Below are 25946 nucleotides of genomic sequence, written 5' to 3' on the forward strand. Positions count from 1 at the left end.
CGCACCAATTTAACTCATCGTAATCCTGTTTTCAGGGCCTGTCCTTTCTAGCCAAACGGTTGTCCGTACGAGCCAAGCGTACTGCGCCGTCCCCGCCTAACTTCTACCCCACACCGTGCCCTCCAACCACAACTGATGAGGTGTCCCATGCAACTGCCAGAGCAGCAGCGACAGTCCGATTCATCCTGGCTTTTGCAGATGCGCGACCTAGCGCCTGAAGAGTTCGCCACCTACCTGTTAGAGCTGGGGACTCTGGTGCTGCGGCGTCGACTGGTTGCGCCAACCGCCAGCCACCCGCGCCCGTCGAAACGTTGAACAGATAACCCCATACCAAAAAAAATAGAACCAAGGAGCCCCCCATGGAATCTGCGATCGATAAGCACCTCAAATGCCCGCGGACGTTGTCTCGCCGCGTACCTGATGAATATCAACCACCCTTCCCCATGTGGGTTGGGCGCGCCGATGAGCAACTGGAACAGGTGGTGATGGGATATTTGGGAGTGCAGTACCGCGGGGAGGACCAGCGTGCAGCGGCCCTGCACGCCATGCGCCACATCGCCGCGAGCCTGAGTTTGCCCGACGGCCCTCTGAGCCATGACCTGACCCATCACACCGACAACAGCGGTTATGACAACCTGATGATCGTCGGGTACTGGAAAGACCCCGCCGCGTATTGCCGTTGGCTGCGCACGCCCGAGGTAATCCAATGGTGGTCGTCAGAGGATCGCCTGAACGACGGTCTCGGTTACTTCCGGGAAATTGTCGCGCCGCGGGCTGAGCAGTTCGAGACGCTGTATGGCTTTCGCAATGAGTTGCCCGGCGTTGGTGCCGTCATGGACACCATCAGTGACGACATCGAAGAACACGGTTACTGGGGATCGATGCGGGACCGCTTCCCGATTTCCCAAACCGACTGGATGGCTCCTTCCGGCGAACTGACGGTCATCGCCGGTGACCCCACCAAAGGTGGGCGCGTGGTCGTGCAAGGCCACGACAATATCGCGCTGATCCGCTCCGGGCAGGATTGGGCGGATGCCGGCGACGAAGAACGATCGCTCTATCTCAACGAAATTCTGCCGACGCTACAGGCGGGTATGGATTTCCTGCGCGACAGTGGCAAGGACCTGGGTTGCTACAGCAATCGCTTCGTGAATTACATCGACCTGGACGGCAATCTTCTGAACCTGAGCTACAACATTGGCCACTGGCGCTCCCTGGAAAAACTCGAGCGCTGGGCTGAATCCCACCCGACACATCTGCGCATCTTCGTGACCTTCTTTCGGGTCGCCACCAGCCTGTCGAAGCTACGGCTCTACCACGAAGTCTCGGTATCCGACGCCAAGGATCAGGTGTTCGAGTACATCAACTGCCACCCGCAGACCGGCATGTTGCGTGACGCGGTGATCCCGACAACCTGACGTCTGACGCGACCCGGCGTCCACGGGCGGTCTTGATCCGAATTGCGCCCTGACACAGACCTCACCCCCAAACATCTTTTGGCCCCCCATCTCTAGCGCATGGGGTTGGGGGCCCTTTTGTCAGGAAATCGATCATGAAGTTGAGTCACTCTTTACTCGTGCTGTGCATGCTGCCCTTTGTTAAAAGCCAGGCCATTGAGGTAGCTCCCGGCGATTTCGAGCCATTGCCGGCCGGCGCCAACGCCTTGCTGCTCTACTACCAGCATGCCGACCGATCGGATCAGTACCAGAACGGCCGCAAGGTATCCGACGACGCCAGGCTCAGTTCGGACATCGGCATCCTGCGGTATGTGCACGCCATCGGCCTATCAGAAAACCTCTCATGGGAACCGCAGATTCTGTTGCCTTTCGGCCAGATGAACGCCTCGGGAGATATCGGTGCCTTGGGCGATACCCGCGGCATCGGCGACCCGATCATCACCGCGCCGCTGAAGTGGACGCTGCCCACCGCGAACAAGGACATCTTCGCTTTGGCACCCTACCTGTACGTTCCGGTGGGGAGCTACGACAAGAACGATGCCTTGAACCTCGGCGAGAACCGCTGGCGCGCCACGCTACAGGCGGCGTACATCCACCATTTCTCCCCGAAATGGGCGCTGGACACAGTGGCCGAAGCCTCTTGGGTATCGACCAACAATGACTTCGGCTCGACCGGGGCAAAGCTGGAAGAAAACACCCGCTACGAGTACCAGACCGCCGTGCGCTACAACTGGACGCCGAGCACCACCTTCGCCGTGGGCGGCGGCTACATCACCGGCTCGGCGACCACCGTCAACGGTGTAGATCAGCACGACGGAGTCTCCACCTCCTACGGGCGTTTCACCGTCACGCACTTCATCGAGCCCACGCTGCAGATTCAAGCCCAGATCGGCACCGACATCGAGGTCGAACAAGGCTTCAAGGAAGGCGCACGCCTGAACCTGCGCGTCTTGAAAGTGTTCTGAGCGCGCCACGCTTGGCAGGTTGTCCTTTTCAACCAAATGGCTGTCCTTCTCAGCCAAGCAAAGGCTGAGAAGGATGCCTAACTTGAACCCTGTTACTCACATAGATTGATGTCGCTCCAGGTAACCGGCGCGAGGTGTTTTGCGAACACCGTCGAACGCTCCCGTACAGACTGGCCCGTCGTCGACCACAGACAAAAAGAATAGGAAAATCATGGCCATTGTTCGCCCTACCCTCGACCAACTGCAGGACATCGCGGGCCGGCTGAATATGCAGCTGACCCACGAGCAGGCAGCGGAATACCTGGCACTTATGCAACCAAGTTTCGACGCCTATGACCTAGTCGACGAGTTGCCGGATTTCACCCCGCCGGTGCACTACGACCGCAGTTCCGGCTACCGTCCGTCTAACCCGCAAAACCTGCTCAACGCCTGGTATTACAGGACTGAAGTAAATGGCGCCCGTGAGGGCAAGCTGGCTGGCAAGACTGTTGCGCTCAAAGACAACATCTCCTTGGCTGGCGTCCCGATGATGAACGGCGCCTCAATCCTGGAAGGGTTTGTACCGTCGTTTGACGCAACCGTGGTGACCCGTTTGCTAGACGCCGGGACGACCATCCTGGGCAAGGCGACCTGTGAGCACTACTGCCTCTCCGGTGGCAGCCATACCTCTGATCCGGCGCCCGTACACAACCCATACCGGCACGGTTTCGCTGCTGGCGGATCCTCCTCCGGAAGCGCTGCATTGGTGGCAGCCGGCGAGGTGGACCTGGCGGTTGGCGGCGATCAAGGCGGCTCGATCCGCATCCCTTCCGCGTTCTGCGGCACCTATGGCATGAAGCCGACTCACGGTCTGGTGCCCTACACAGGAATCATGGCGATCGAGGCCACCATCGACCATGCCGGTCCCATCACCCGCACTGTGCGTGATAACGCGCTGATGCTGGAAGTCATGGCCGGTGCCGACGGGCTCGATCCTCGCCAGGCCGCCCCTCAAGTCGACGCCTATTGCGACTATCTGGAGCGAGGTGTGAGCGGACTGCGGATCGGCATCCTGCAGGAAGGCTTCCAGCTGGCCAACCAGGATCCACGTGTCGCCGACAAGGTACGCGGCGCCATCGCCCGACTCGAAGCCTTGGGAGCTCGCGTCGAAGAGGTCTCCGTTCCCGAGCACAACCTGGCAGGTTCGCTGTGGCACCCGATCGGCTGCGAAGGCCTGACCATGCAAATGATGCATGGCAATGGCGCAGGCTTTAACTGGAAGGGGCTCTACGACGTCGGCCTGCTGGATAGACAGGCTGGTTGGCGCGAACAAGCGGACGCATTGTCCGCGTCGCTCAAGCTGTGCATGTTCGTCGGCCAGTACGGTCTGGAACGCTACAACGGTCGTTTCTACGCCAAGGCACAGAACATCGCACGCTTTGCCCGAGCCGGTTACGACAAGGCACTGCAGACCTACGACCTTCTGGTGATGCCAACCGTGCCGATCATTGCCCAGCCCCACCCTGAGCCGGGTTGTTCGATCACCGAGTACGTGGCCCGAGCGCTGGAAATGATCGGCAACACCGCGCCGCAGGACATTACCGGCCATCCGGCCATGTCGATCCCGTGCGGTCTGGTGAACGGTCTGCCGGTGGGGCTGATGTTCGTCGGCAAACACTATGCCGAAGGCACGATTTACCAGGCGGCGGCAGCGTTCGAGGCGGATGTCGACTGGAAGACGTTGTAAGGCTGATTCCCCCCAAACCTCCCGGACATCAATAAAAAACCGGGGGCTGTTCTTCACTTTTTTGACCGAGTCAACCGATGAGGAGTTACACCATGAGCGCCAATGTATCGCCAGCATCTACTTCGACGCCCAGCGAGCGGGCCTGGGCCTTGTTCAAGGTTCTGAAAGATAAGGAACTGATTCCAGAGGGCTATATCGAGCAGTTGACCAATTTGATGGAGCACCAATGGAGCCCGGAAAACGGCGCTCGTGTAGTCGCCAAGGCCTGGGTCGATCCGCAGTTCCGGGAAATGTTGCTCAGAGACGGCACCGCAGCGTGCGCGCAGTTCGGCTTCACCGGCCCGCAAGGCGAATACATCGTGGCACTGGAGGATTTGCCCCAGCTTAAAAACGTCATCGTCTGCAGCCTGTGCTCTTGCACCAACTGGCCGGTCCTGGGGTTGCCGCCGGAGTGGTACAAGGGTTTTGAGTTCCGTGCACGCCTGGTTCGTGAAGGACGCACCGTGCTACGTGAGATGGGCACAGAGTTGCCAAGCGATGTGGTCGTCAAAGTCTGGGATACCAGTGCGGAAAGCCGCTACCTGGTCCTGCCCGTAAGGCCCGAAGGCTCCGAGCACATGAGTGAAGAAGAGCTTCAGAAACTGGTGACCAAGGATGTGCTGATCGGGGTTGCCTTGCCCCGCGTACGTTGATCCAAAAGGCTCTCTCATCTTCTAATTTTCGGAGGTTTTATTATGGATGGCTTTCACGATCTCGGCGGTTTTCAAGGCTTTGGCAAGGTTCCCCATGCCATCAATAGCCAGGATTACAAACAAGTATTCAAGCAGGAATGGGAACATCTGGCTTACAGCCTGATGTTTATCGGCGCCGACCAGTTGAAAAAATTCAGCGTCGATGAAATACGTCACGCCGTCGAACGACTTGATGTCCGCCAGCACGTTGGCACGCAATATTACGAACGCTACGTCATCGCTACGGCCACCTTGCTGGTCGAAACCGGCGTCATTACCCAGGACGAACTCGATCTGGCACTGGGCTCACCCTTCAAGTTGGCCAATCCTCCCCACGACAAGGGCCGCCCCGCCATCACCGGCCGCCCGCCATTTGAAGTGGGCGACCGGGTAGTGGTTCGCGACGAATACGTGGCCGGCCACGTGCGCATGCCGGCCTATGTACGCGGCAAGGAAGGCATCGTCCGACACCGCACCTCGGAAAAATGGCCGTTCCCGGATGCCATCGGTCACGGCGATTTGAGCGCGGCGCACCAGCCGACTTATCACGTTGAATTCCGCGTAAAGGATTTGTGGGGCGATGCCGCGGACGAAGGCTTCGTGGTCGTCGACCTGTTCGAAAGCTACCTGGACAAGGCCGTCGATGCGAAAACGGTGGCCGCATGATTGACGGGGCCCTATCGGTTCGATTGCCGGTGACGGTCCTTTCGGGCTTCCTCGGCTCCGGCAAGACGACCCTGCTCAACCACATCCTGCGCAACCGCGCAGGTATGCGGGTGGCGGTCATCGTCAACGACATGAGCGAAGTCAACATCGACGCCGAGGACGTGGCACGCAACGTGTCGCTGCACCGCGGCAGCGATGAACTGGTCGAGATGAGCAACGGCTGCATTTGCTGCACGCTGCGCGCTGACCTGCTTGAGCAGATCAGCCTGCTGGCGCGTCAGCAGCGCTTCGATTACCTGCTGATCGAGTCAACCGGAATCTCCGAGCCGATGCCGGTCGCCGAGACCTTCGCCTTCCTCGACTCGCAAGGTTTCAGTCTGAGCGAACTGGCGCGGCTCGATACCTTGGTCACCGTCGTCGACGGCAGCAACTTCCAGTCTCTGCTGGCCTCGCGGGACACAGTTGGCGACAAGGACGAAACGGGCACGCCATTACGCCACTTGTCCGACCTGCTGATCGAACAGGTGGAATACGCCAACGTCATCCTTGTCAGCCGGCTGGACCTGATTGGCGAGAAAGGCTTTCTGGAACTGAGCGCCGTTCTCGCGGGCCTCAATCCGCAGGCCGAAATCCTGCCCATGACCCACGGTGCCGTCGATCTGTCGAAGATCCTCGACACCGGTCGATTCGATTTGCCGAGTCTGGTGCAGTCACCCGGCTGGATGAAAAGCCTGGAATCGAGTGATGATCGTCCTCCCGAGTCCGACACCTATGGAATCGCTTCGTGGGTGTATCAGGAGCGTGCGCCATTCCATCCGCAACGTCTGCTGGAGTTCCTGCAGCGGCCTTGGCAAAACGGGCGGTTACTGCGTTGCAAAGGCTACTTCTGGGTTGCCAGTCGGCATCTGGACATTGGCATGCTGGTGCAAAGTGGCGGGCAATTTCGTTGGGACTATGTCGGGCGCTGGTGGACATTCATTGCTCAATCGCAATGGCCTCAGGACGACTATCGCCAACAAGGGATTCTGGCCAAATGGAACGAAATCACCGGGGATTGCCGGCAGGAAATCGCCTTCATCGGCCAAGGTATCGACCTGGATACTTTAAAGCAGCAACTGGATGCCTGCCTGCTGACCCCGCAAGAGATCATGGAAGGTCCACAGACGTGGCCAACCTTGCCAGGCGCAACATCCTTCGACCTCAAGGCATTGTCGCCCTGACCGCTCAGCAGTCTGCCTGGCAATGCACCCACTTTAGCGAGGGCCGGCGGTGTTGGCGATACTGATGCTCGGTTACTTCGCTATACCGCTGGCGCCAATCCGGTTTCACCCGAGGATCAATACACCGCTTGGTATCTAGGAGCGCTGACGCTCAGTTGCGCGCATTACATCCAGCGACGCGATCTCGTTGTTGGTGGCGACTGAGTCGAGCAACTTGCGCATGCTTCGTGATGGCCGATTCATCTCTTGCGCCTTTATTCCATTGCCGCGAATTCTATTGTCCGAACATTATGTCCGTGTTTCAGTCGCCAATAGCCAGTTTTACGCCACCATACGCCCTGCCTTCGGTTAGCCGCTGGCAGCAATCGTGTAAATATCACGCACAAAAAAAACGCCACTCATTGAGTGGCGTTTTTTGTGAATCTTGGAGCGGGAAACGAGACTCGAACTCGCGACCCCGACCTTGGCAAGGTCGTGCTCTACCAACTGAGCTATTCCCGCGTCTTGGTGAGGCGCATTCTATAGAATCCACATCCCCCGTCAACCCCTTGATTCAAAAAAAGTTTATTTCTTTTCCACGTCCGTCTTCAGATGCGGCCAGGCAGCCCGCAAATATTGGACCATGGACCACAACGTCAGGCCAGCGGACACCAGCAACAAGGCATACCCCATCAGAACCCAGAAGCTGAAGTCCGAAGGATTGGCCAGCAGGATCACCAGCGCCAGCATCTGCGCGGCGGTTTTCCATTTGCCCAGGTTCGACACTGCTACATGGGCGCGGGCACCGAGTTCGGCCATCCACTCGCGCAGTGCCGAGACAACAATTTCACGACCGATGATAACGGCGGCCGGCAGCGTGAGCCACAGATTGCCATGCTCTTGCACCAGCAGAACCAGAGCAACGGCGACCATCAGCTTGTCTGCAACAGGATCGAGGAAGGCCCCGAACGGTGTGCTTTGTTCCAGACGACGGGCAAGATACCCGTCGAGCCAGTCGGTCGCGGCGGCAAAGGCGAAGACCGAGGCGGACGCCAGATAGCTCCAGTGGTAAGGCAAGTAAAACAGCAAAATGAAGATCGGGATGAGCAGGACGCGTAGAACGGTAATCAGATTAGGGATATTCATCGGCACAACTGGCTACGAGGTGAGTTGGGCATTCTACTCGCTGTGCAGATTTGCATAAATCAACTCTGCGAGCTTTTTGCTGATTCCGGGTGCTTTGGCGATCTCTTCGATGCTGGCACGAGACAGCTCCTGCAATCCACCAAAATGTTTTAACAAATCGCGCCGGCGTGTCGGTCCGACACCGGCAACGCCCTCAAGTGTAGACGTGCGGCGAGTTTTGCCACGACGTGCGCGGTGCCCGGTAATGGCGAAACGGTGGGCTTCGTCGCGTATCTGCTGGATCAGATGCAGCGCGGGGGAATCGCCGCGCAAGGTGAATTCATGGGCTGCGTCGTTGAGGTACAGGGTTTCAAAACCGGCCTTGCGCGTCGCGCCCTTGGCCACACCCAAGAGAATCAGGTCTGGCACAGCCAGCTCGTTAAGCACGTCACGCGCCATGGATAGCTGACCTTTGCCGCCGTCGACCAGCAGGATGTCCGGTAACTTGCCCTCGCCGTCCTTCAATTTACTGAAGCGCCGGGTCAAGGCCTGGTGCATCGCGGCATAGTCATCGCCCGGGGTAACGCCTTCTATGTTATAGCGGCGATAGTCGGACTTGATCGGGCCTTCCGGGCCGAACACCACGCAGGACGCCACAGTGGCCTCGCCGCTGGAATGGCTGATGTCGTAACACTCAAGACGTTGCGGTGGCTCGTCCAGTTTCAGCACTTCGGCCAAGGCATCGAAACGGGCCGCAACGTGTTGCCGGTTAGCCAAACGTGCGCCTAGCGCTTGCTCGGCATTGGTGACCGCCAATTGCTGCCAGCGCGCCCGGGTGCCGCGTACTCGATGGCTGATGGTCAATTCTCGACCGCGCAGCTCTTCGATGGCTGCGATCAGGGTCGGAAAATCTTCGTGAACCACGTTGACGATCAGCTCGCTCGGCAAGTCCCGTTCAGGACTGCTGATGAAGTATTGGCCAAGAAACGCTGCCATGACTTCAGAAACGTCTTCCTCGATACCCACCTGCGGAAAGAAGTTCTTGCTCCCCAACACCCGACCACCGCGCACGCTGATCAAGTGTACGCAGGCGCCACCTGGGTTGACGAACGCCGCAATCACATCGACATCGCCTGTCCCGCCTTCCATGCTTTGCTGGTCCTGGACCCGACGCAGCAATGAGATCTGATCACGCAGCTCGGCGGCGCGCTCGAATTCGAGGTTGACCGCCGCCTCCTCCATGGCCGCAGACAACTCGTCCGCCAGAGCGTTGCTGCGCCCTTCAAGAAACATCACCGAATGGCGTACATCTTCGGCATACACCTCGGGCTCCACCAGCCCCACACACGGCGCCTTGCAGCGTTTGATCTGGTATTGCAGACAAGGTCGAGCGCGGTTCTTGTAAAAGCTGTCTTCACACTGACGAACGAAAAACGCCTTTTGCAGCAGGCTCAGGCTTTCGCGAATCGCCCCGGCGCTGGGATAAGGGCCGAAATATTTGCCCTTGGCTTTTTTCGCCCCGCGATGAATGCTCAAGCGTGGGAACTGGCCATCCGAGAGAAAGACATAAGGGTAGGATTTGTCGTCGCGCAGCAGGATGTTGTACGGCGGACGCCATTCCTTGATGAGCGTCTGCTCAAGTAGCAAGGCCTCGGTTTCATTGGCCGTGATGGTGGTTTCGACCTGGGCGATACGGCCTACCAGCGCGGCGGTCTTGGGAGCAAGACCGGCTTTGCGGAAGTAGCTCGCCAAACGCTTCTTGAGATTTTTCGCTTTGCCGACATAGAGCAGGCGCGCATCACTGTCGAACATGCGATAGACGCCCGGCCGACCACTGACTGTCGACAGAAAAGCACTTGGATCGAAGATTTCAGTCATTTTCAGAGGCTGGCATCAACCATGCCGTGACGAACCGCCAGCAGCGTCAATTCGACATCGCTGCTGATCGAAAGCTTCTCGAAAATACGGTAACGGTAGGTATTCACTGTTTTGGGCGACAGGCACAGTTTGTCGGAAATGATTTGCACCTTCTGACAGCCGACAATCATCAACGCAATCTGGATTTCCCGCTCCGACAAGGCGTCGAAGGGCGAATCATTGGTTGGCTGGAACGACTTGATCGCCAGTTGCTGGGCAATCTGCGGGCTGATATAGCGCTGCCCGGCAAACACCAGGCGGATGGCCTGGACCATTTCCGGCAACCCTGCGCCCTTGGTCAGGTAACCTGCGGCACCGGCCTGTAACAACCGGGTAGGAAACGGATCTTCTTCGCACACGGTGACCGCGACGACTTTGATGTCTGGATGACTGCGCAATAATTTGCGCGTGGCTTCAAGACCGCCGATCCCGGGCATCTTGACGTCCATCAGCACCACATCGGGTTTCAACTCACGCGCTTTAAGCAGGGATTCCTCCCCTGACTCAGCCTGGCCGACTACTTGCAGGCCATCGATGTCAGCCAGCATTCGTGTAATGCCTGTACGAACGAGATCATGGTCATCGACTACTAGCACCCTAATCAAGCAGACACCTCGCGAATTGGTCTTATTGGGTTGTCGGACACCTTAGCAAAAAGCAACTGGCAGACCTAGCGGCAAGCAGCATATAAAAAGTGTCAAATCTTCTTGCGAGGCTTGCCGCCAGTGTGTTTCAGCGATGCAGTCCATTGATATCACGCTGCATTCTCAGGAAACACTGGTCTTTGCCGACCACCTTCAGGCCCTTTCTTTCGTAAAGTATTTTTGCCGGATTATTTTCAAAGACGGTCAGACGCAATGCCGGACGTCGTTCCTTGCTCGCCATGGCGAATACCTGATCGATCACCCAGGAACCGGCGCCCTGCCCCTGGTACGCTGCTGACACATGCAATTCGCGGATATACAAGGCTCTGGCGTCACGGCTCAGGCTGACATAGCCCATCAGCGTGTCATCACGTACGATCAGCCAGTTTTCTCGCCCCTCCCAGGCGACATCGAAGGCCTCGTCCAGCCACAACAGCTCATGTTGAATGTAGTAGCGAAGCATATTTCGACAAGTCAGGTCACGGGCAAAGTCCAGGTCCCGCGAGGTTGCCGGACGCAATTCGAAACCCATTCAAGCCTCCGCCACAGCCACGATTTGCCCTTTCCAGCCGTCAGCATTGCGGCGAGCAACGACCATAAGGTTCCCCGTACCCGGCGCCGCCACAATCAACGTCCCGTCCGCCGCCCAGATTGCACTGCGCCCTGCCGACTCCCAGCCACCCGTTGCGCCACCATGATTGGCCATCAGCACCGCCATCCCATGGGTTCGAGCATAGCCTTGCAATAGAGCGGTATCTGGAGCGTAGCCATTTTCTGTGATTAGTACGCCCGCCGCATAAAGATCAGCACCCTGCCGTGCCGCGGCTGCAGCGTGACTGGCGTGAGAAAAATCGGCGCAGACCGCCGGCGCGACGGTGTCGGTACCGATCTTTAATGTCGAACCGCCCGTTCCCGGAGCAAACGCCACCTCCTCGCCCGGGTGCAGATGCTGCTTGCTGTAAACGCCGAGCGAACCATCGGCGCCCAATATCAGAGCTCCGATCAATACCGGCGAATCGCCCGACAGACGAATCGGCATCCCGACGACACTGGTCACACCGACTTCCCGCGCGAAATTGCGCAGCGGTTTCAGCACCCCGGCGTCTGGCGCTATGGCCAGCTCCGCCGCCAGGCCGCGTTCGTACCCGGTCAGTGACAGTTCCGGAAACACCAGCAATTGCACGCCTTGCTCTGCAGCAACCTGCATGAAGCGCCGATGCCTAGCCATATTGGCGGCAAGATCACCGGCGATGGGGATCGATTGAGCGGCGGCGATGGTCAGTGTCGTCATGGTTCGTCCGTGTGACGTTGTGGTTTGGGCGCAACGCAAAGTGTGTCACAACCCTCGACGTACTCAAGCGATAGAAAAGCCCGTGATGATCGATAGCATTTTCTGATTGAATCCGCGTACCGGCCTCTAGTAAGCTCGGCGCATTCATCGGAGACAGACCATGCTCAACGCCCTCTCACAGCTTCGTACCGCCAGCGCCGCGCGCTCGGTTGCGGCTGCCCGGGTGAATGACGTTTGTACTTCGGTCAGCTTTTATTTTGGGTATTGGTTTAGCCACTGGCGCGCCTGATACCCACACGGCGCCCACTTTAAACGGGTCGCCACCAGAGAATTCTCAACCCCCGGTCGGCCTCCCGACCGGGGGTTTTGTTTTTTCAGCCCTGAACATTTTTAGCGTCACACCAGACAATTTGAGGATTCACGACATGAACTACGCCACTTATTACCGTCACGACAGTTTTACCGCCTGGCGATTTACCAGCCTCCGCTCGGGACAGCCTGCCGCCTCCGATCGGTCACCCACAGGTGGCAAGCACACACACGCAGCCAATCCGGCCAATTGTCGAACACCCCAGTAGGGCCGAGCGCGCGGGAACGAAACCCGCCGCCAGCCCAGGAAGCCCGAATATGAACTCGTCCGTCTCTGCTCTGCCGCTGTCCACCTTGAACCCTGCCAATGAAACGCTGACCTTGCGTCTGCCCAGCTCATTGCAGCTCAAACAGCAGTTACCCCTCAGCAACGCCCTGACCCGGCAAGTCGCCGCCCACCGTCAAGCGGTTCGCGCGATCCTCAACGGTGAAGACTCCCGTCTGCTGGTCATCGTCGGTCCGTGCTCGATTCACGATCCCCGTTCCGCCCTCGAATACGCCACCCACCTTGCCCGCCTGGCTGCCGAAGTCAGCGATGAGATGCTGCTGGTGATGCGCGCCTACGTCGAAAAACCCCGCACCACGGTGGGATGGAAAGGCCTGGCCTACGACCCGCACCTGGATGGCAGCGACGACATGGCCGGCGGTTTGACGCTGTCCCGCGAATTGATGCGCGAAATGCTCCAGCTGGGCTTACCCGTTGCCACCGAGCTGCTGCAACCGATGGCCGCCGGCTACTTCGACGACCTGCTGAGCTGGGTCGCGATTGGCGCCCGTACCACCGAATCACAGATCCACCGGGAAATGGCCAGCGGCCTGAGCATGCCGGTTGGGTTCAAGAATGGCACCGATGGCGGTGTGGCTGTCGCCAGCGATGCCATGCGCTCGGCCGCCCATCCGCATCGCCATTTCGGTGTCGATAGCCAGGGACATCCTGCGATTATCCAGACACCAGGCAACGCCGATACCCACTTGGTATTGCGTGGCGGCCATCGCGGGCCGAACTACGACCGTGCCAGCATCGCTCAAGTGCACAGCGATTTGACCCGGCTCAAGATTCCGGCGCGGATCATGGTCGATTGCAGCCACGCCAACAGCGGTAAAGACCCATTGCGTCAGCCAGCGGTGTTTAACGACGTGCTTGAACAGCGCCTGCAGGGTGATCGATCGTTGATTGGCATGATGATCGAAAGCCATCTGTTCGAAGGTTGCCAAGCGCTGAGCCCGTCGCTGCGTTACGGGGTGTCAGTAACGGATGGCTGCCTTGGCTGGACCGGGACAGAACGGTTGTTGCAGCAGGCAGCCGAGCAACTTCGTGCGCAGCGCTGCACCCAACAGCCGAAGTGACCGGTGTCCGCCTTCCAGTTCTCCAAGCGAAAACTGGAAGGCGGTTGCCTTAAACCGGTTACGACTGCACTTGTACCAACGTGACTTCGGACTGTTGGCTCACATCGTCGAGACGTTCGACCGAATAGGCTACCCGGACCGTCAAATCACGATGTTCGCGCCAAAACCTGTAGGGAACGATAAATACCAGCGGTTGACCGGCCATTTCCCTTGAGATCTCACGATCATCGCGATGATTGAAATGCTCCCCGTCACATTTCAGATAAACCAGCTCACCCTCTTCTGCCTGGGCATTGTCGATCACGACGGTGACACCATCGATCGCATCTTGCAGATCCAGCCAACCCTCATCGGCCTCCAGCACAGAGGGAGGCAACAGCGGTCCTCGCTCCAGAGGGCCGATCAACAACTGTGCAGGCTCCGAGAAGCGAGGCTCTTGGCCTTCTTTCTCGACGCAATAGCTGATCGTAATGGTTGCACCAAGGTTGGGAGCAATAGACTCGGGACTTACCCAGAACGACAGTTCGCCACCCACTGCAAAGGATTCGATTTTCAATGTGTCATTGAAGCTTGATTGTGGCGTACCGCCGACCCAGGACAGCAAGACCCGATCTCCAGCCGCCATCCGGGGATACGGCTTGATCGTAACGCGGGCGCCCTCGGCGACCCTGTCGGGATCAAGTGTGCCACCCACCGCATCGTTCACAATCACAGGCAGCAGATCCGGCCGGACATCACCGACGCTCAACTGTAAACGCCCGGACTCCAAAGGCTCACAATGGAGCGCGCTGTAAAGCGTGTAGTAAACCTCGAGCGACCCGCCGTCCAGTGCGGCGATGTGTACGTCCGACACAGCAAAGACAATCACCCTGTCCACCTGGGCTTCGCTGACGAACCGCGACACTTCATGCCGATACGCCGCACCCTCTGCATCGATACCTGACCAGGACAAGACCAGCTTGTCTCCGCAGGTCATGGCCTGATAAGGCGCAACAGTGACAATGGCCTTTCTTTCGGATGGATCCAACATGGCGTTCTCCGCCTGGTCCAGCCGTGGTGCCGCCATGTATTGCTCTACAACATTCAGGTTTGCCGCTTCATAAATAGTCATTCATACGCTCCAGTCCTTGGAATAAATGCCGCCTTGAGAGTCGGCATCGAACGAAGCCTATTGAACCCCACGAAGCTGATTCGTGATGCAGGGCAAAGGCGTCGGCTTGCGCGGAAAAATGACGTTTCACAAGTAGGTCATTGCGAGAAAGCGTTCAACCATCGTTAAAAAGATGTCCAGATATTCCGACCAAGACCTCAGGTTCATCTGAACTTTCGCACTATTTCTATTCCGTTTTCATCGGGTTATAGCGGCTTTTTCATACATCGCCGAGCAGCTGGTGTGCTTTAGAGTGCCCCCTTGCACACACACCTGACCTACTGCGAAAAAGGAATCTACATGCTACGGAATGCAACCACTCACTATCCGATCCTGCTGGTCCACGGGCTCTTCGGCTTCGATCGCATCGGCAACCTGGAATTGTTCCATGACGTCAAACTGGCCCTCAGAAGCGCCGGCGCCAGGGTCTTCATCCCGCATCTGTCGGCTACCCACAGCAATGAAACCCGCGGCGAGCAACTGTTGGCGCAGATCGATCGGGTACTGCTGGGAACCGGTGCAAGCAAAGTCAATCTGATCGGTCACAGTCAGGGGGCGCTTGCGGCACGGTATGCAGGAGCGCTGGCACCCGAGGTGATCGCCTCGGTGACATCGGTCAGCGGGCCGAATCATGGCTCGGAACTGGCCGACTTCCTGCGTAAGGCGCTGATCCCCGGACGCCTGCCGGAACACGTTGCCGGAGCGGTGGCCACGCTGTTCGCCGATTTCCTGTCATTGCTCAGTGGCAACCGGCATCTGCCGCAAAATGCCATTGCCGCGCTCAATGCACTGACCACCGAAGGCGTCGGCGCCTTTAACGACAAGTACCCGCAAGGGTTGCCAAAAACCTGGGGCGGCAAGGGTCGCGATCAGGTCAATGGCGTGCGCTACTATTCCTGGAGCGGCATTTGGCAGGGCGACATCCTCGATGAGGGACTCCATGCACTCAATCCGCTGCACGGGTTTCTGCGGGCCTTCTCCCACTATTTCACCACCGAAGCCGAGCAGAATGACGGCATGGTCGGTCGATTCAGTTCCCATCTGGGCAAAGTGATCCGTTCGGATTATTCGCTGGATCATCTGGATAGCCTCGGCCAGACAACCGGTCAGGTCCGCCAGGGTATCGATCCGATTGCCCTGTATGTGCAACATGCCGAACGCTTGCGAAATGCCGGCCTTTAAAACGCGGCATGAAAGAGACGGAACTTTGGGGAAGAAATAGCCCACTGAATCCGGTAGGCTCCGCACTTTATTGAACATTGAATGGAGTATTTTCCCATGGCCAAAGCCACTGCCCGTCACATCCTGGTTTCCAGCGAAGAAAAGTGCAACGAACTCAAAGCCCAGATCGAGGCCGGTGCCGACTTCGCCGAAGTCGCCAAAGCCAACTCCAGCTGCCCGTCCAGCCGTCAGGGCGGTGACCTGGGTTCGTTCGGCCCGGGCCAGATGGTCAAGGAATTCGACACCGTGGTCTTCAGCGCACCGATCAACGTGGTGCAAGGCCCGGTCAAGACCCAGTTCGGTTACCACCTGCTGGAAGTGACCAGTCGTCAGGACTGATCAACGCTTGAGTTTGCTACACAACGGCCCGCCTTTTGGTGGGCCGTTGTGTTTTCGTTACGTGATACGGCTGGCGAGGGACGCGCCGCTAGCGTACAAATTGTGGTTATCCACCACCCGGCTCTAAGGCTGACAATGCGACTGGCTTTCCCCACTTTGTTGTTCACTGTCGTGGCGCTGCTATTAAGTGCCGCTGGTGTGAACGCTGCACCGCAACATGCGTTGACCGTGTACGGTGAACCGGCGAAGTATCCCGCTGGCTTCAGCCATTTCGCCTACACCAACCCGCGCGCGCCCAAGGGCGGCACGATGCGTCGCTCGGCGATGGAAATCGGTCATTTCGACCATATGCTGCCGTACATCGACAAGGGCACGGGTGTCACGCAGATCGACGGCTTGATCTACTCGCCCCTGGCCCAGCGTTCGCTGGACGAGCCCTATACCGTTTACGGCCTGGTCGCCCAACGGATGGAGCGTTCCGACGACGGACTGTCCCTGCATTTCTACCTGAATCCGAAGGCCCGCTTCGCCGACGGCAAGCCGATCACCGCCGAAGACGTGCGCTACACCTTCAACCTGCTGATGACTCAGGGCAGCCTGCGCTATCGCACGCAATTCGCCGACGTCAAAGGCGTCGAAGTGGAGTCACCACTCACCGTTCGGTTCGACTTCAAGAGCAACGAAAACCGTACCCTGCCCCTGGACCTCGCGACCTTGCCGGTATTTCCCGAGCACTGGTGGAAAACCCGCGACTTTGCCAGCGGCGGTGGTTACGAGCCACCGCTGGGCAGCGGGCCGTATCGCGTGAGCAAGGTCGACTCTGGGCGCAGCATCACCTTCGAGCGTAACGCCGACTGGTGGGGCAAGGATTTACCGGTCAGCCGTGGCCTCTACAACTTCGATCATTTCAGCATTGAGTACTTCGGCGATACCGACGTGGCCCGTCAGGTTCTGCGTGGCGGCGCCTACGACTACAACCGCGAATTCTCCGCTACCGCCTACTCCATCGGCTACGAAAGCCCGGCCCTGAGCGACGGTCGCCTGCAAAAGGCCCACCTGGCCAAAGAGGCACCGCAATCGGCCCAGGGCTTTGTGTTCAACCTGCAAAACCCGATGTTCCAGGACCGTCGCGTGCGTCAGGCCCTGGCCATGCTCTGGGATTTCGAGTGGAGCAACCGGCAGATGATGCGCGAGATGTACATCCGCCAGCAGAGCTACTTTTCCAACACCGACCTCGCTGCCCGAGAATTGCCCGACACAGGCGAACGGGCGATTCTCGAACCGCTGCGCGGGCAGATCCCCGACGAAGTCTTCACCCAGGTCTTCGAAGCACCGAAAACCGACGGCAGCGGCGTGATTCGCGACAAACAGTTGCAAGCCCTGGGTTTGCTCGAACAAGCCGGGTGGAAACCCGATGGCGATCAACTGGTCAACGCCCAAGGCCAATCGCTGAGCTTCACTTTCCTGGTCAGCCAGAACGGCATGGACCGACTGCTGTTGCCTTATAAACGCACCCTGAAACAAATCGGCATCGACCTGAATATTCGGCGCATCGACGCGTCCCAGTACATCAACCGCCTGATGTCCCGGGACTACGACATGATCGTCACCGGCTACCCGGTCACCACTTCGCCGGGCAACGAGCTGTACAACTACTTTGGCTCGGCGGCGGCCAACGATCCCGGTTCCAACAACTATATGGTGCTGAAGAACCCGGCAGTCGATGCGCTGGTCAACGGCCTGGTTCGCGCCACCACCCAGGCTGACATGCTGCGCTACGCCCATGCCCTGGACCGTGTCCTGCAATGGAACTTCTATTGGATTCCCAATTATTACCCGCCAGGCAGTTCGACCGTGTGGTGGAACCGCTTCGGCATTCCCTCTGTACAGGCGAGCAATGACGAAGCTATCGAGAGTTGGTGGGAAGTGAGCACCACGCCCCTGACTAACGAACAGATGACCGCCGAACTGATCAAACGCGGCCAACCCGGAGGGCCGCGCTGATGTGGGCTTACATACTGCGGCGTTTGCTGCTGATCATTCCGACACTGGTGATCATTCTTCTGGTCAATTTCGTCATCGTCCAGGCCGCGCCCGGTGGCCCGGTGGAACAGGCCATCGCACAATTGCAGGGCATTGGCGGTGCGAGTGTCGGTGGCGGTTCCAGCGAAACCATGCATGGCAGCTCACGGGCCAGTCGAGGGCTCGACCCGCAACTGATCAAGGAGATTGAAAAGCAATATGGCTTCGACAAACCGGCCCCGGAACGTCTGTGGCTGATGCTCAAGAGCTACGCCCGCCTCGACTTCGGCAAGAGCTTTTTCCGTGGTGCCACGGTCACCGACCTGATCCTGGAAAAAATGCCGGTAACCATTTCTCTCGGGCTCTGGGCCACGTTGATCACTTATCTGGTGTCGATTCCTCTGGGCATCCGCAAGGCCGTGCATCATGGCAGCCATTTCGATATCTGGAGCAGCACCGCGATCATCATCGGTTACGCCATGCCGGCGTTCCTGTTTGCGATGTTCCTGATCGTGGTCTTCGCTGGCGGCACCTCGTTGAACTGGTTTCCGGTGCGCGGGCTGGTCTCGGACAATTTCGAGTCGCTGTCGACCCTGGGCAAAATCACTGATTACTTCTGGCACCTGGTGCTGCCAGTGACAGCGCTGGTGGTTGGCGGTTTCGCCACCCTGACCATCCTCACCAAGAACTCCTTCCTCAATGAAATCACTCGCCAATACGTGGTCACCGCCCGAGCCAAGGGCTTGAGCGAACGCCGGGTGCTTTACGGCCATGTGTTTCGCAACGCCATGCTGCTGGTGGTGTCAGGAATTCCGCAGGCCTTCATCAGCGTATTTTTTGCCGGCTCACTGCTGATCGAAGTGATTTTCTCCCTCGATGGCCTGGGTCGCATGAGTTACGAAGCCGCGGTTTCACGGGACTATCCGGTGGTATTCGGTTCGCTGTTCATCTTCACCTTGTTCGGCCTGCTGATAAAACTTATCGGCGACCTGTGCTACACCCTGGTCGACCCACGCATCGACTTCGCCGCGAGGAACGCCTGATGTTCAAGCTCTCGCCGCTGGGCCGTCGCCGTTTCGACCGCTTCAAGAAAAACCGCCGGGGCTGGTGGTCGCTGTGGTTATTTGTCGGCCTGTTCCTGCTGACCCTGGGCGGAGAACTCATCGCCAACGACCAACCGCTGGTGGTCAGTTATCAGGGCTCGCTGTACTTCCCGGCGTTCAAACGCCACACCGAACAGGAGTTTGGTGGGCAACTGCCGTTCCAGGCCGACTACCGCAGCGATTACGTGCAGAAGCTGATTCATAAGGACGGCGGCTGGATGCTGTTTCCTCCGATCCCGTTCAGCGACGACACGCCCAATTACGACCTCAATCAACCCGCACCGAGCCCGCCGTCGAAGGTCAACTGGCTGGGCACTGACGATCAGGCCCGCGACGTGCTGGCCCGGGTGATTTTCGGGGCGCGGGTGTCGATTCTGTTCGCGCTGGCGCTGACCTTCATCAGTGCGTTGATCGGCATCGCCGCCGGTGCGCTGCAAGGCTACTACGGCGGCTGGGTTGACCTGCTCGGCCAGCGCTTGCTGGAAGTCTGGTCGGGGCTGCCGGTGCTGTACCTGCTGATCATTCTGTCGGGCTTCGTCGAGCCGAATTTCTGGTGGCTGCTGGGGATCATGGCGCTGTTTTCCTGGCTGGCCCTGGTGGACGTGGTGCGCGCCGAGTTCCTGCGCGGGCGCAACCTGGAATACGTCAAGGCCGCCCGTGCGCTGGGCCTGACCGACCGCAAGGTGATCGTGCGGCACATTCTGCCCAACGCGATGAACGCCACCCTGAGTTACTTGCCATTCATCCTGACCGGGGCGATTTCCACCCTCACGGCGCTGGATTTTCTCGGCTTCGGCATGCCGGCTGGCAGTGCATCTCTGGGCGAATTGATCGGTCAGGGCAAGCAGAACCTGCAAGCGCCATGGCTGGGGCTGACGGCGTTTTTCACCCTGGCGCTGATTCTTTCTCTACTGGTGTTCATCGGCGAGGCATTGCGTGATGCCTTTGATCCACGCTCTTGATCGACAACCATGACACGGACTGGTGATATGACTGACAACCTGATCGAAATCCGTGACCTCACCGTGGCCTTCAGCGGCCAGACCGTGGTGCGCAACCTGTGCCTGGACATCCGCCCCGGCGAATGCCTTGCGTTGGTCGGCGAATCGGGTTCCGGCAAGTCGGTGACCGCCCACTCGATCCTGCAACTGCTGCCCGAGACCGGCACTGAAACCACCGGCAGCATTCGCTATCGCGGCCAGGAGTTGATCGGCACCGACATCAAGACCTTGCGCGAGCTGCGCGGCAACCGGATCGCGATGATCTTCCAGGAGCCGATGACCTCCCTCAACCCACTGCACAGCGTTGAAAAGCAGATCGGCGAAACGCTGCTGCTGCACCGAGGGTTGGGCGGCAAAGCGGCGCAAGCAAGGATTCTCGAGTTGCTGCAACTGGTAGGCATCCAGAAGCCCGAAGAGCGGCTCAAGGCCTATCCCCATCAACTTTCTGGCGGTCAACGACAACGGGTGATGATCGCCATGGCCCTGGCCTGCGAACCGGAATTGCTGATCGCCGACGAGCCGACCACCGCGCTGGATGTGACGGTGCAGCGCAAGATTCTGCTGCTGCTCAAATCCCTGCAACAGCGGCTCGGCATGTCGCTGCTGTTGATCAGCCACGACCTCAATCTGGTGCGCAGCATCGCCCAGCGGGTATGCGTGATGAAGGCCGGGGAAATCGTCGAACAGGCGCCTTGCGAGACACTGTTCACCGAGCCGAAACATCCTTATAGCTGCGTATTACTGCACGCCGAACCGGAAGGTGAAGCCCTGCCCCGGGACGAGCGTGAAAAAGTGCTGGAAGTGGATAATTTGCAGGTGCATTTCGCCATCGGTGGCGGCCTGTTCCAGCGTAAAACATACCTGCGCGCGGTGGATGGCATCAGCCTGAATGTTCAGCGTGGCAAGACGCTGGGCATCGTCGGTGAGTCCGGTTCGGGCAAGTCCACCCTCGGTCAGGCGATCCTGCGCTTGCTCGATTCCGAAGGCAGTATTCGCTTTCAGGGCGAGGCCCTGGATGGCTTGACGCAAAAGCAGCTGCGACCGTGGCGCAAGAAGATGCAGGTGGTGTTCCAGGACCCCTTCGGCAGTCTCAGCCCGCGAATGTCCGTGGCGCAGATCATCAGTGAAGGCCTTGAGGTTCACAGCCAGTCCACCCCGGACGAATGCGAAGCCCAGGTGATTCGGGTGCTGGAAGAAGTTGGGCTCGACCCGCAAAGCCGTCATCGCTACCCACACGAATTCTCCGGCGGACAACGCCAGCGCATCGCCATTGCCCGCGCACTGGTGCTGAAACCGGCGCTGATCCTGCTCGACGAGCCGACCTCGGCGCTGGATCGCACGGTGCAAAAACAAGTGGTCGCCCTGCTCCGTCAGCTTCAGGAAAAATACGGCCTGACCTACCTGTTCATCAGTCACGACCTGGCGGTGATACGCGCCTTGGCCCACGACATGATCGTGATCAAGGACGGCAAAGTGGTGGAAAGCGGTGCCAGCCACGATGTGTTCGACTCGCCGCAGCATCCCTACACCAAAGAGCTGTTGGCGGCGGCGCATCCGGGGTAGGCATAATCGGCGTCATGTCGTTGGACCGTGTCGCGGCCTTCGCGAGCAAGCCCGCTCCCACATTGGATCGCATTAACACCTCAATTCAAATGTGGGAGCGGGCTTGCTCGCGAAGACGCCCATAACAACACCACACATTCTGGATATGACACCGATGAACACCACCGAAAGCCTCAAGGACTACCAGCGCGTTCGCACCCTGGCGATCCGCTCGCTGTTCGAAATCATCGAGCAATCGAGCGAAGGCACGGTGATTGTCGACCGCGACGCGAACATCGTCTGGATGAACGAGCGTTATGCCCGGCGTTTCGGTCTGGAGTCGGCCGCCGGTGCGATTGGCCGGGCCTGTGAAAGTGTGATCCCCGGCAGCCTGTTGCGCGAGGTGGTGCGCACCGGACGCCCCATCCTGCTGGACATGCAAGACACTCCCAAGGAACCGCTGGTGGTGATGCGTCTGCCGATTCACGACGATGCCGGCGCAGTGATTGGCGCTATCGGCTTTGCCCTGTTCGATGAGTTGCGCAGCCTGTCGCCGATGCTCAAGCGCTACCTGAGCATGCAGGAAGAACTCGCCTCCACCCGCTCGCTGCTGCGGGCACGGCAGACCAAGTACAACTTCGCCCATTTCATCGGCACCAGCGCCGCCAGCCTGGAAGTCAAACGCCGCGCCCGGCGCAGCGCCAGTGCCGAATCACCGGTGTTGCTGCTCGGCGAAACCGGTACCGGCAAGGAGCTGCTGGCCCAAGCGATCCATGGCGCCTCGCCTCGGGCCCACAAAGCTTTCGTCAGCATCAACAGCGCGGCGATCCCCGAGTCGCTGCTGGAAGCCGAGTTCTTTGGCACCGCCCCCGGCGCGTTCACCGGCGCCGATCGCAAGGGCCGCACCGGCAAGTTGCAAATCGCTCAGGGCGGCACGCTGTTTCTCGATGAGATCGGCGACATGCCGCTGCCGCTGCAAAGCAAGTTGCTGCGGGTGTTGCAGGAAAAGGAATTCGAGCCCGTAGGCTCCAACGAAGTGATCCAGAGCGATGTGCGGGTGATCGCGGCCACCTCCACCGATCTGGAAGCGGCAATCAAACGCGGCGAGTTTCGTGCCGATTTGTATTACCGCCTCAACGTGCTACCGATTCAGGTCCCGCCCCTGCGTGATCGCCTCGACGACCTGCCGGCCCTCAGCGAAGCGATTCTCGAAGAGCTGCGCAGTCAGCACGAACTGAATCCCGAAGCCCTGAATTTGTTGGGTCAACACGCCTGGCCGGGGAACATCCGCGAACTGCGCAATGTTCTGGAGCGCGCGGCGTTGCTCAGTGATGATTTGATGCTGAACGTGGGGGATATCCGCGCGGCGATTGGCAGTTTTATCCCGGTGCAACGTGTGGCGCCCTTGGCCATCGAGCCGGTTGCCCATGAGACTTTCAGTGAAGCTCGCGAACGGTTTGATCGGCAGTTGATTGAAACCGCCCTCGCGCAATGCGGTGGGAAGGTTATTGAAGCGGCGGCGCGGTTGGGGCTGGGGCGGTCGACGTTGTACAAGAAGATGGTGGCGTTGGGGATTGCAGAGTCCCCATAAGGAGACACATATCTCATTTGGTAGACATGGCCTCCTGAGCGCTGCGCGCTCTTCGCGAGCAAGCCCGCTCCTACATTCGACCGCATTTTTCCGAGCGACTCGGTCAAACTGTGGGAGCGGGCTTGCTCGCGAAAGGGCCAGACCTGCCAACACAAGTCTCCAAATAGAGACGAATAATTAAAACTAAACGCACAAAATAAAAAATATTCTTTTATTTCAATTACTTACTTGCATGGCACGAAACTCGCTATAGCCCTTCCCACAAAGCTTCACCCTACAAAAATAACAATCGAAGGAGACACACCATGAGTGTGATCATTGCCTTGGCAGCCCTCACGCTGCTGATGGTGGCTGCTTACCGTGGCTACAGCGTTATCCTCTTTGCCCCGATCGCCGCCCTCGGCGCCGTCCTGCTCACCGACCCTTCCGCCGTTGCCCCCGTCTTCACCGGGGTGTTTATGGAAAAAATGGTCGGCTTCGTCAAACTGTATTTCCCGGTGTTCCTGCTCGGTGCCGTGTTCGGCAAGCTGATCGAGTTGTCGGGCTTCTCCCGTTCCATCGTCGCAGCAGCCATTCGCTTGCTCGGCACTCGCCAGGCGATGCTGGTGATCGTGCTGGTCTGCGCCCTGCTCACTTACGGCGGCGTGTCGCTGTTTGTGGTGGTGTTTGCGGTCTACCCGTTTGCCGCCGAAATGTTCCGCCAGAGCAATATCCCCAAGCGCCTGATCCCGGCGACCATCGCCCTCGGCGCGTTCTCGTTCACCATGGACGCCCTGCCCGGCACGCCGCAGATCCAGAACATCATCCCCAGCACCTTCTTCAACACCACCGCCTGGGCCGCGCCGTGGCTGGGTGTGATCGGCACGATTTTCGTGTTCTGCGCCGGCATGCTGTTCCTGCAGAGCCAGCGCAACAAGGCCCAGCGCAGCGGTGAAGGGTATGGTTCAGCGCTGCGCAACGAGCCGGAAACCGCGCCGGACATCAAGCTGCCCAACCCGTGGATCGCGCTCTCGCCGCTGTTGATGGTGGGCTTGATGAACCTGTTGTTCACCCGCTGGATTCCGCTGTGGTATGGCAAGACGCACAGCCTCGCGCTGCCGGGAATGGCAGCACCGGTGACCACCGACATCGCCAAACTGACGGCGATCTGGGCGGTCCAGGCAGCCTTGCTGGTGGGTATCGTCATGGTGCTGGTGTTCGCCTTTCAGACGATTCGCGGCAAGTTGGCCGAAGGCAGTAAAAGTGCGGTCAGCGGCGCGCTGCTGGCGGCGATGAACACCGCGTCGGAATACGGTTTCGGTGCAGTGATCGCGTCGCTACCGGGTTTTCTGGTGCTGTCCGGCTGGCTCAAAAGCATTCCCAATCCGCTGGTCAACGAAGCGATCACCGTGACCCTGCTGGCCGGTATCACCGGCTCGGCGTCGGGCGGCATGAGCATCGCCCTGGCGGCGATGTCCGAGACGTTCATCAGTGCCGCCCACGCCGCCAATATCCCGCTGGAAGTGCTGCACCGGGTCGCCGCGATGGCCAGTGGCGGCATGGACACCCTGCCGCACAACGGCGCGGTGATTACTTTGCTGGCGGTCACCGGTTTGACCCACCGCGAAGCCTACAAAGACATTTTCTGTATTACGCTGATCAAGACACTCGCTGTTTTTGTGGTGATCGGTACTTTCTACGCCACTGGCATTGTGTGAGGTATTCATGACGACTCTTTTGGGCAAGACCGCACTGGTCACCGGTTCCACCAGCGGCATCGGCCTGGGAATCGCCCTGAGCCTGGCCAAGGCTGGCGCCAACCTGATCCTCAACGGTTTCGGCGATGCGTCCAAAGTGATTGCCGAAGTCGAACAATTCGGCGGCAAGGTCGGCCATCACCCCGCCGACGTCAGCGACCCGGCGCAGATCGCCGACATGATCGAGTACGCCGAGCGTGAGTTCGGCGGCGTGGATATCCTGGTCAACAACGCGGGCATCCAGCATGTGGCGTCGGTGGAAGATTTTCCGGTGGAGCGCTGGGACTCGATCATTGCGATCAATCTGTCATCGGTGTTTCACAGTACCCGTTTGAGCTTGCCGGGGATGCGCACCAAGGGCTGGGGTCGGATCATCAACATCGCGTCAGTGCATGGCCAGGTCGGTTCGGTGGGCAAGGCGGCGTACGTTGCGGCCAAGCATGGTGTGATCGGCCTGACCAAGGTGGTCGGTCTGGAAACCGCCACGACGAACGTCACCTGCAATGCCATTTGCCCGGGTTGGGTGCTGACGCCGCTGGTGCAAAAGCAGATTGATGATCGCGCCGCGACCGGGATCGACCCGCAGCAGGCGCAACATGATTTGCTGGCCGAGAAGCAGCCGTCGCTGGAATTCGTGACGCCGCCGCAGCTGGGCGAGTTGGTGCTGTTTTTATGCAGCGAAGCCGGTAGCCAGGTGCGTGGCGCTGCGTGGAATATTGATGGTGGGTGGTTGGCGCAGTGAACTACCGGTAACCCCTGTTGCGAGGGAGCTTGCTCCCGTTCGGCTGCGAAGCAGCCGTAATT

General features: G+C 59.1%; 23 protein-coding genes and 1 tRNA gene. 17 read left to right on the forward strand and 7 right to left on the reverse strand.

Going from position 1 to position 25946, the window contains the following annotated elements:
* Window positions 1–147: 147 nt before the first annotated feature.
* The 7 genes from PMI36_RS31660 (at window position 148) to PMI36_RS29165 (ending at window position 6765) form a co-directional block, all read left to right on the forward strand.
* Window positions 148–315: a hypothetical protein gene (locus tag PMI36_RS31660; protein ID WP_008066854.1), complete on the forward strand. Its 168-nt coding sequence runs from the start codon at window positions 148–150 to the stop codon at window positions 313–315.
* A gap of 44 nt (window positions 316–359) precedes the next feature.
* A complete protein-coding gene (oxdA, locus tag PMI36_RS29190; RefSeq protein ID WP_008066855.1) occupies window positions 360–1418 on the forward strand; it encodes an aliphatic aldoxime dehydratase in 1059 nt (352 codons plus the stop codon).
* Between the two features lie 134 nt (window positions 1419–1552).
* A complete protein-coding gene (locus tag PMI36_RS29185; RefSeq protein WP_008066857.1) occupies window positions 1553–2422 on the forward strand; it encodes a transporter in 870 nt (289 codons plus the stop codon).
* 211 nt (window positions 2423–2633) lie between these two features.
* Window positions 2634–4148, forward strand: coding sequence for an amidase (locus tag PMI36_RS29180; protein WP_008066858.1), 1515 nt, complete (start codon window positions 2634–2636; stop codon window positions 4146–4148).
* A gap of 92 nt (window positions 4149–4240) precedes the next feature.
* On the forward strand, window positions 4241–4840 hold the full coding sequence (nthA, locus tag PMI36_RS29175) for a nitrile hydratase subunit alpha (RefSeq protein ID WP_008066860.1): 600 nt from the start codon (window positions 4241–4243) through the stop codon (window positions 4838–4840).
* 42 nt (window positions 4841–4882) lie between these two features.
* Window positions 4883–5545 (forward strand): nitrile hydratase subunit beta, encoded by a 663-nt coding sequence (nthB, locus tag PMI36_RS29170; protein ID WP_008066862.1) that lies wholly within the window; start codon window positions 4883–4885, stop codon window positions 5543–5545.
* Window positions 5542–6765 carry a GTP-binding protein gene (locus tag PMI36_RS29165; protein WP_008066865.1) on the forward strand — a complete coding sequence of 408 codons (1224 nt, stop codon included), beginning with the start codon at window positions 5542–5544 and terminating at the stop codon, window positions 6763–6765. Before nthB ends, PMI36_RS29165 begins: the two co-directional genes overlap by 4 nt.
* Before the next feature lie 425 nt (window positions 6766–7190).
* On the opposite strand, the gene PMI36_RS29160 is transcribed toward PMI36_RS29165, so the two are convergent.
* From PMI36_RS29160 to PMI36_RS29135, 6 genes are all read right to left on the reverse strand, one after another.
* Window positions 7191–7266, reverse strand: a tRNA-Gly gene (locus PMI36_RS29160).
* A gap of 63 nt (window positions 7267–7329) precedes the next feature.
* Complete coding sequence (pgsA, locus tag PMI36_RS29155; RefSeq protein WP_008066866.1) at window positions 7330–7890, reverse strand: CDP-diacylglycerol--glycerol-3-phosphate 3-phosphatidyltransferase; 561 nt, start codon at window positions 7888–7890, stop codon at window positions 7330–7332.
* 33 nt (window positions 7891–7923) lie between these two features.
* On the reverse strand, window positions 7924–9747 hold the full coding sequence (uvrC, locus tag PMI36_RS29150) for an excinuclease ABC subunit UvrC (RefSeq protein ID WP_008066868.1): 1824 nt from the start codon (window positions 9745–9747) through the stop codon (window positions 7924–7926).
* A 2-nt stretch (window positions 9748–9749) separates the two neighbouring features.
* Window positions 9750–10391 (reverse strand): response regulator transcription factor GacA, encoded by a 642-nt coding sequence (gene gacA, locus PMI36_RS29145; RefSeq protein WP_008015884.1) that lies wholly within the window; start codon window positions 10389–10391, stop codon window positions 9750–9752.
* 127 nt (window positions 10392–10518) lie between these two features.
* Window positions 10519–10962 (reverse strand): GNAT family N-acetyltransferase, encoded by a 444-nt coding sequence (locus PMI36_RS29140; protein ID WP_008066869.1) that lies wholly within the window; start codon window positions 10960–10962, stop codon window positions 10519–10521.
* Window positions 10963–11721 carry a carbon-nitrogen hydrolase family protein gene (locus tag PMI36_RS29135; RefSeq protein ID WP_008066872.1) on the reverse strand — a complete coding sequence of 253 codons (759 nt, stop codon included), beginning with the start codon at window positions 11719–11721 and terminating at the stop codon, window positions 10963–10965.
* A 627-nt stretch (window positions 11722–12348) separates the two neighbouring features.
* Here PMI36_RS29135 and PMI36_RS29130 point away from each other — a divergent pair.
* Window positions 12349–13437, forward strand: a complete 1089-nt coding sequence (locus PMI36_RS29130; protein WP_008066874.1) for a 3-deoxy-7-phosphoheptulonate synthase — start codon at window positions 12349–12351, stop codon at window positions 13435–13437.
* A gap of 58 nt (window positions 13438–13495) precedes the next feature.
* Here PMI36_RS29130 and PMI36_RS29125 read toward each other — a convergent pair whose 3' ends face one another.
* The gene (locus tag PMI36_RS29125; protein WP_008066876.1) at window positions 13496–14548 is read right to left on the reverse strand and encodes a hypothetical protein; all 1053 of its coding nucleotides are present in this window, start codon (window positions 14546–14548) and stop codon (window positions 13496–13498) included.
* Between the two features lie 339 nt (window positions 14549–14887).
* Here PMI36_RS29125 and PMI36_RS29120 point away from each other — a divergent pair, with 339 nt between their 5' ends.
* From PMI36_RS29120 to hbdH, 9 genes are all read left to right on the forward strand, one after another.
* Window positions 14888–15769, forward strand: a complete 882-nt coding sequence (locus tag PMI36_RS29120; RefSeq protein WP_008066878.1) for an esterase/lipase family protein — start codon at window positions 14888–14890, stop codon at window positions 15767–15769.
* A gap of 96 nt (window positions 15770–15865) precedes the next feature.
* Window positions 15866–16147: a peptidylprolyl isomerase gene (locus PMI36_RS29115; protein WP_007898306.1), complete on the forward strand. Its 282-nt coding sequence runs from the start codon at window positions 15866–15868 to the stop codon at window positions 16145–16147.
* A 135-nt stretch (window positions 16148–16282) separates the two neighbouring features.
* Window positions 16283–18151 carry an extracellular solute-binding protein gene (locus PMI36_RS29110; RefSeq protein ID WP_008066881.1) on the forward strand — a complete coding sequence of 623 codons (1869 nt, stop codon included), beginning with the start codon at window positions 16283–16285 and terminating at the stop codon, window positions 18149–18151.
* Window positions 18151–19212 (forward strand): microcin C ABC transporter permease YejB, encoded by a 1062-nt coding sequence (locus tag PMI36_RS29105; RefSeq protein ID WP_008066883.1) that lies wholly within the window; start codon window positions 18151–18153, stop codon window positions 19210–19212. The genes PMI36_RS29110 and PMI36_RS29105 overlap by 1 nt, the downstream gene beginning before the upstream one ends.
* Window positions 19212–20234 (forward strand): ABC transporter permease, encoded by a 1023-nt coding sequence (locus PMI36_RS29100; RefSeq protein WP_008066885.1) that lies wholly within the window; start codon window positions 19212–19214, stop codon window positions 20232–20234. Before PMI36_RS29105 ends, PMI36_RS29100 begins: the two co-directional genes overlap by 1 nt.
* Window positions 20235–20261: 27 nt before the next feature.
* Window positions 20262–21836, forward strand: coding sequence for an ABC transporter ATP-binding protein (locus PMI36_RS29095; protein ID WP_008066887.1), 1575 nt, complete (start codon window positions 20262–20264; stop codon window positions 21834–21836).
* Window positions 21837–21990: 154 nt separating this feature from the next.
* Window positions 21991–23406, forward strand: a complete 1416-nt coding sequence (locus PMI36_RS29090) for a sigma-54 interaction domain-containing protein (RefSeq protein WP_008066889.1) — start codon at window positions 21991–21993, stop codon at window positions 23404–23406.
* Between the two features lie 305 nt (window positions 23407–23711).
* On the forward strand, window positions 23712–25103 hold the full coding sequence (locus tag PMI36_RS29085) for a GntP family permease (protein ID WP_008006884.1): 1392 nt from the start codon (window positions 23712–23714) through the stop codon (window positions 25101–25103).
* A 7-nt stretch (window positions 25104–25110) separates the two neighbouring features.
* Window positions 25111–25884 carry a 3-hydroxybutyrate dehydrogenase gene (hbdH, locus tag PMI36_RS29080; protein WP_008066891.1) on the forward strand — a complete coding sequence of 258 codons (774 nt, stop codon included), beginning with the start codon at window positions 25111–25113 and terminating at the stop codon, window positions 25882–25884.
* Window positions 25885–25946: the final 62 nt, after the last annotated feature.

Source organism: Pseudomonas sp. GM79, assembly GCF_000282495.1.
Classification (GTDB): Bacteria; Pseudomonadota; Gammaproteobacteria; order Pseudomonadales; family Pseudomonadaceae; genus Aquipseudomonas.

Coding starts and splice junctions, on each gene's coding strand:
- hbdH (WP_008066891.1), top strand. CDS start 25,111: ATGACGACTCTTTTGGGCAAGACCGCACTGGTCACCGGTTCCACCAGC.
- PMI36_RS29090 (WP_008066889.1), top strand. CDS start 21,991: ATGAACACCACCGAAAGCCTCAAGGACTACCAGCGCGTTCGCACCCTG.
- nthB (WP_008066862.1), top strand. CDS start 4,883: ATGGATGGCTTTCACGATCTCGGCGGTTTTCAAGGCTTTGGCAAGGTT.
- PMI36_RS29095 (WP_008066887.1), top strand. CDS start 20,262: ATGACTGACAACCTGATCGAAATCCGTGACCTCACCGTGGCCTTCAGC.
- PMI36_RS29185 (WP_008066857.1), top strand. CDS start 1,553: ATGAAGTTGAGTCACTCTTTACTCGTGCTGTGCATGCTGCCCTTTGTT.
- nthA (WP_008066860.1), top strand. CDS start 4,241: ATGAGCGCCAATGTATCGCCAGCATCTACTTCGACGCCCAGCGAGCGG.
- PMI36_RS29130 (WP_008066874.1), top strand. CDS start 12,349: ATGAACTCGTCCGTCTCTGCTCTGCCGCTGTCCACCTTGAACCCTGCC.
- PMI36_RS29085 (WP_008006884.1), top strand. CDS start 23,712: ATGAGTGTGATCATTGCCTTGGCAGCCCTCACGCTGCTGATGGTGGCT.
- PMI36_RS29105 (WP_008066883.1), top strand. CDS start 18,151: ATGTGGGCTTACATACTGCGGCGTTTGCTGCTGATCATTCCGACACTG.
- uvrC (WP_008066868.1), bottom strand. CDS start 9,747: ATGACTGAAATCTTCGATCCAAGTGCTTTTCTGTCGACAGTCAGTGGT.
- PMI36_RS29135 (WP_008066872.1), bottom strand. CDS start 11,721: ATGACGACACTGACCATCGCCGCCGCTCAATCGATCCCCATCGCCGGT.
- oxdA (WP_008066855.1), top strand. CDS start 360: ATGGAATCTGCGATCGATAAGCACCTCAAATGCCCGCGGACGTTGTCT.
- PMI36_RS29110 (WP_008066881.1), top strand. CDS start 16,283: ATGCGACTGGCTTTCCCCACTTTGTTGTTCACTGTCGTGGCGCTGCTA.
- PMI36_RS29115 (WP_007898306.1), top strand. CDS start 15,866: ATGGCCAAAGCCACTGCCCGTCACATCCTGGTTTCCAGCGAAGAAAAG.
- pgsA (WP_008066866.1), bottom strand. CDS start 7,890: ATGAATATCCCTAATCTGATTACCGTTCTACGCGTCCTGCTCATCCCG.
- PMI36_RS31660 (WP_008066854.1), top strand. CDS start 148: ATGCAACTGCCAGAGCAGCAGCGACAGTCCGATTCATCCTGGCTTTTG.
- PMI36_RS29125 (WP_008066876.1), bottom strand. CDS start 14,548: ATGACTATTTATGAAGCGGCAAACCTGAATGTTGTAGAGCAATACATG.
- PMI36_RS29120 (WP_008066878.1), top strand. CDS start 14,888: ATGCTACGGAATGCAACCACTCACTATCCGATCCTGCTGGTCCACGGG.
- PMI36_RS29180 (WP_008066858.1), top strand. CDS start 2,634: ATGGCCATTGTTCGCCCTACCCTCGACCAACTGCAGGACATCGCGGGC.
- PMI36_RS29140 (WP_008066869.1), bottom strand. CDS start 10,962: ATGGGTTTCGAATTGCGTCCGGCAACCTCGCGGGACCTGGACTTTGCC.
- PMI36_RS29165 (WP_008066865.1), top strand. CDS start 5,542: ATGATTGACGGGGCCCTATCGGTTCGATTGCCGGTGACGGTCCTTTCG.
- PMI36_RS29100 (WP_008066885.1), top strand. CDS start 19,212: ATGTTCAAGCTCTCGCCGCTGGGCCGTCGCCGTTTCGACCGCTTCAAG.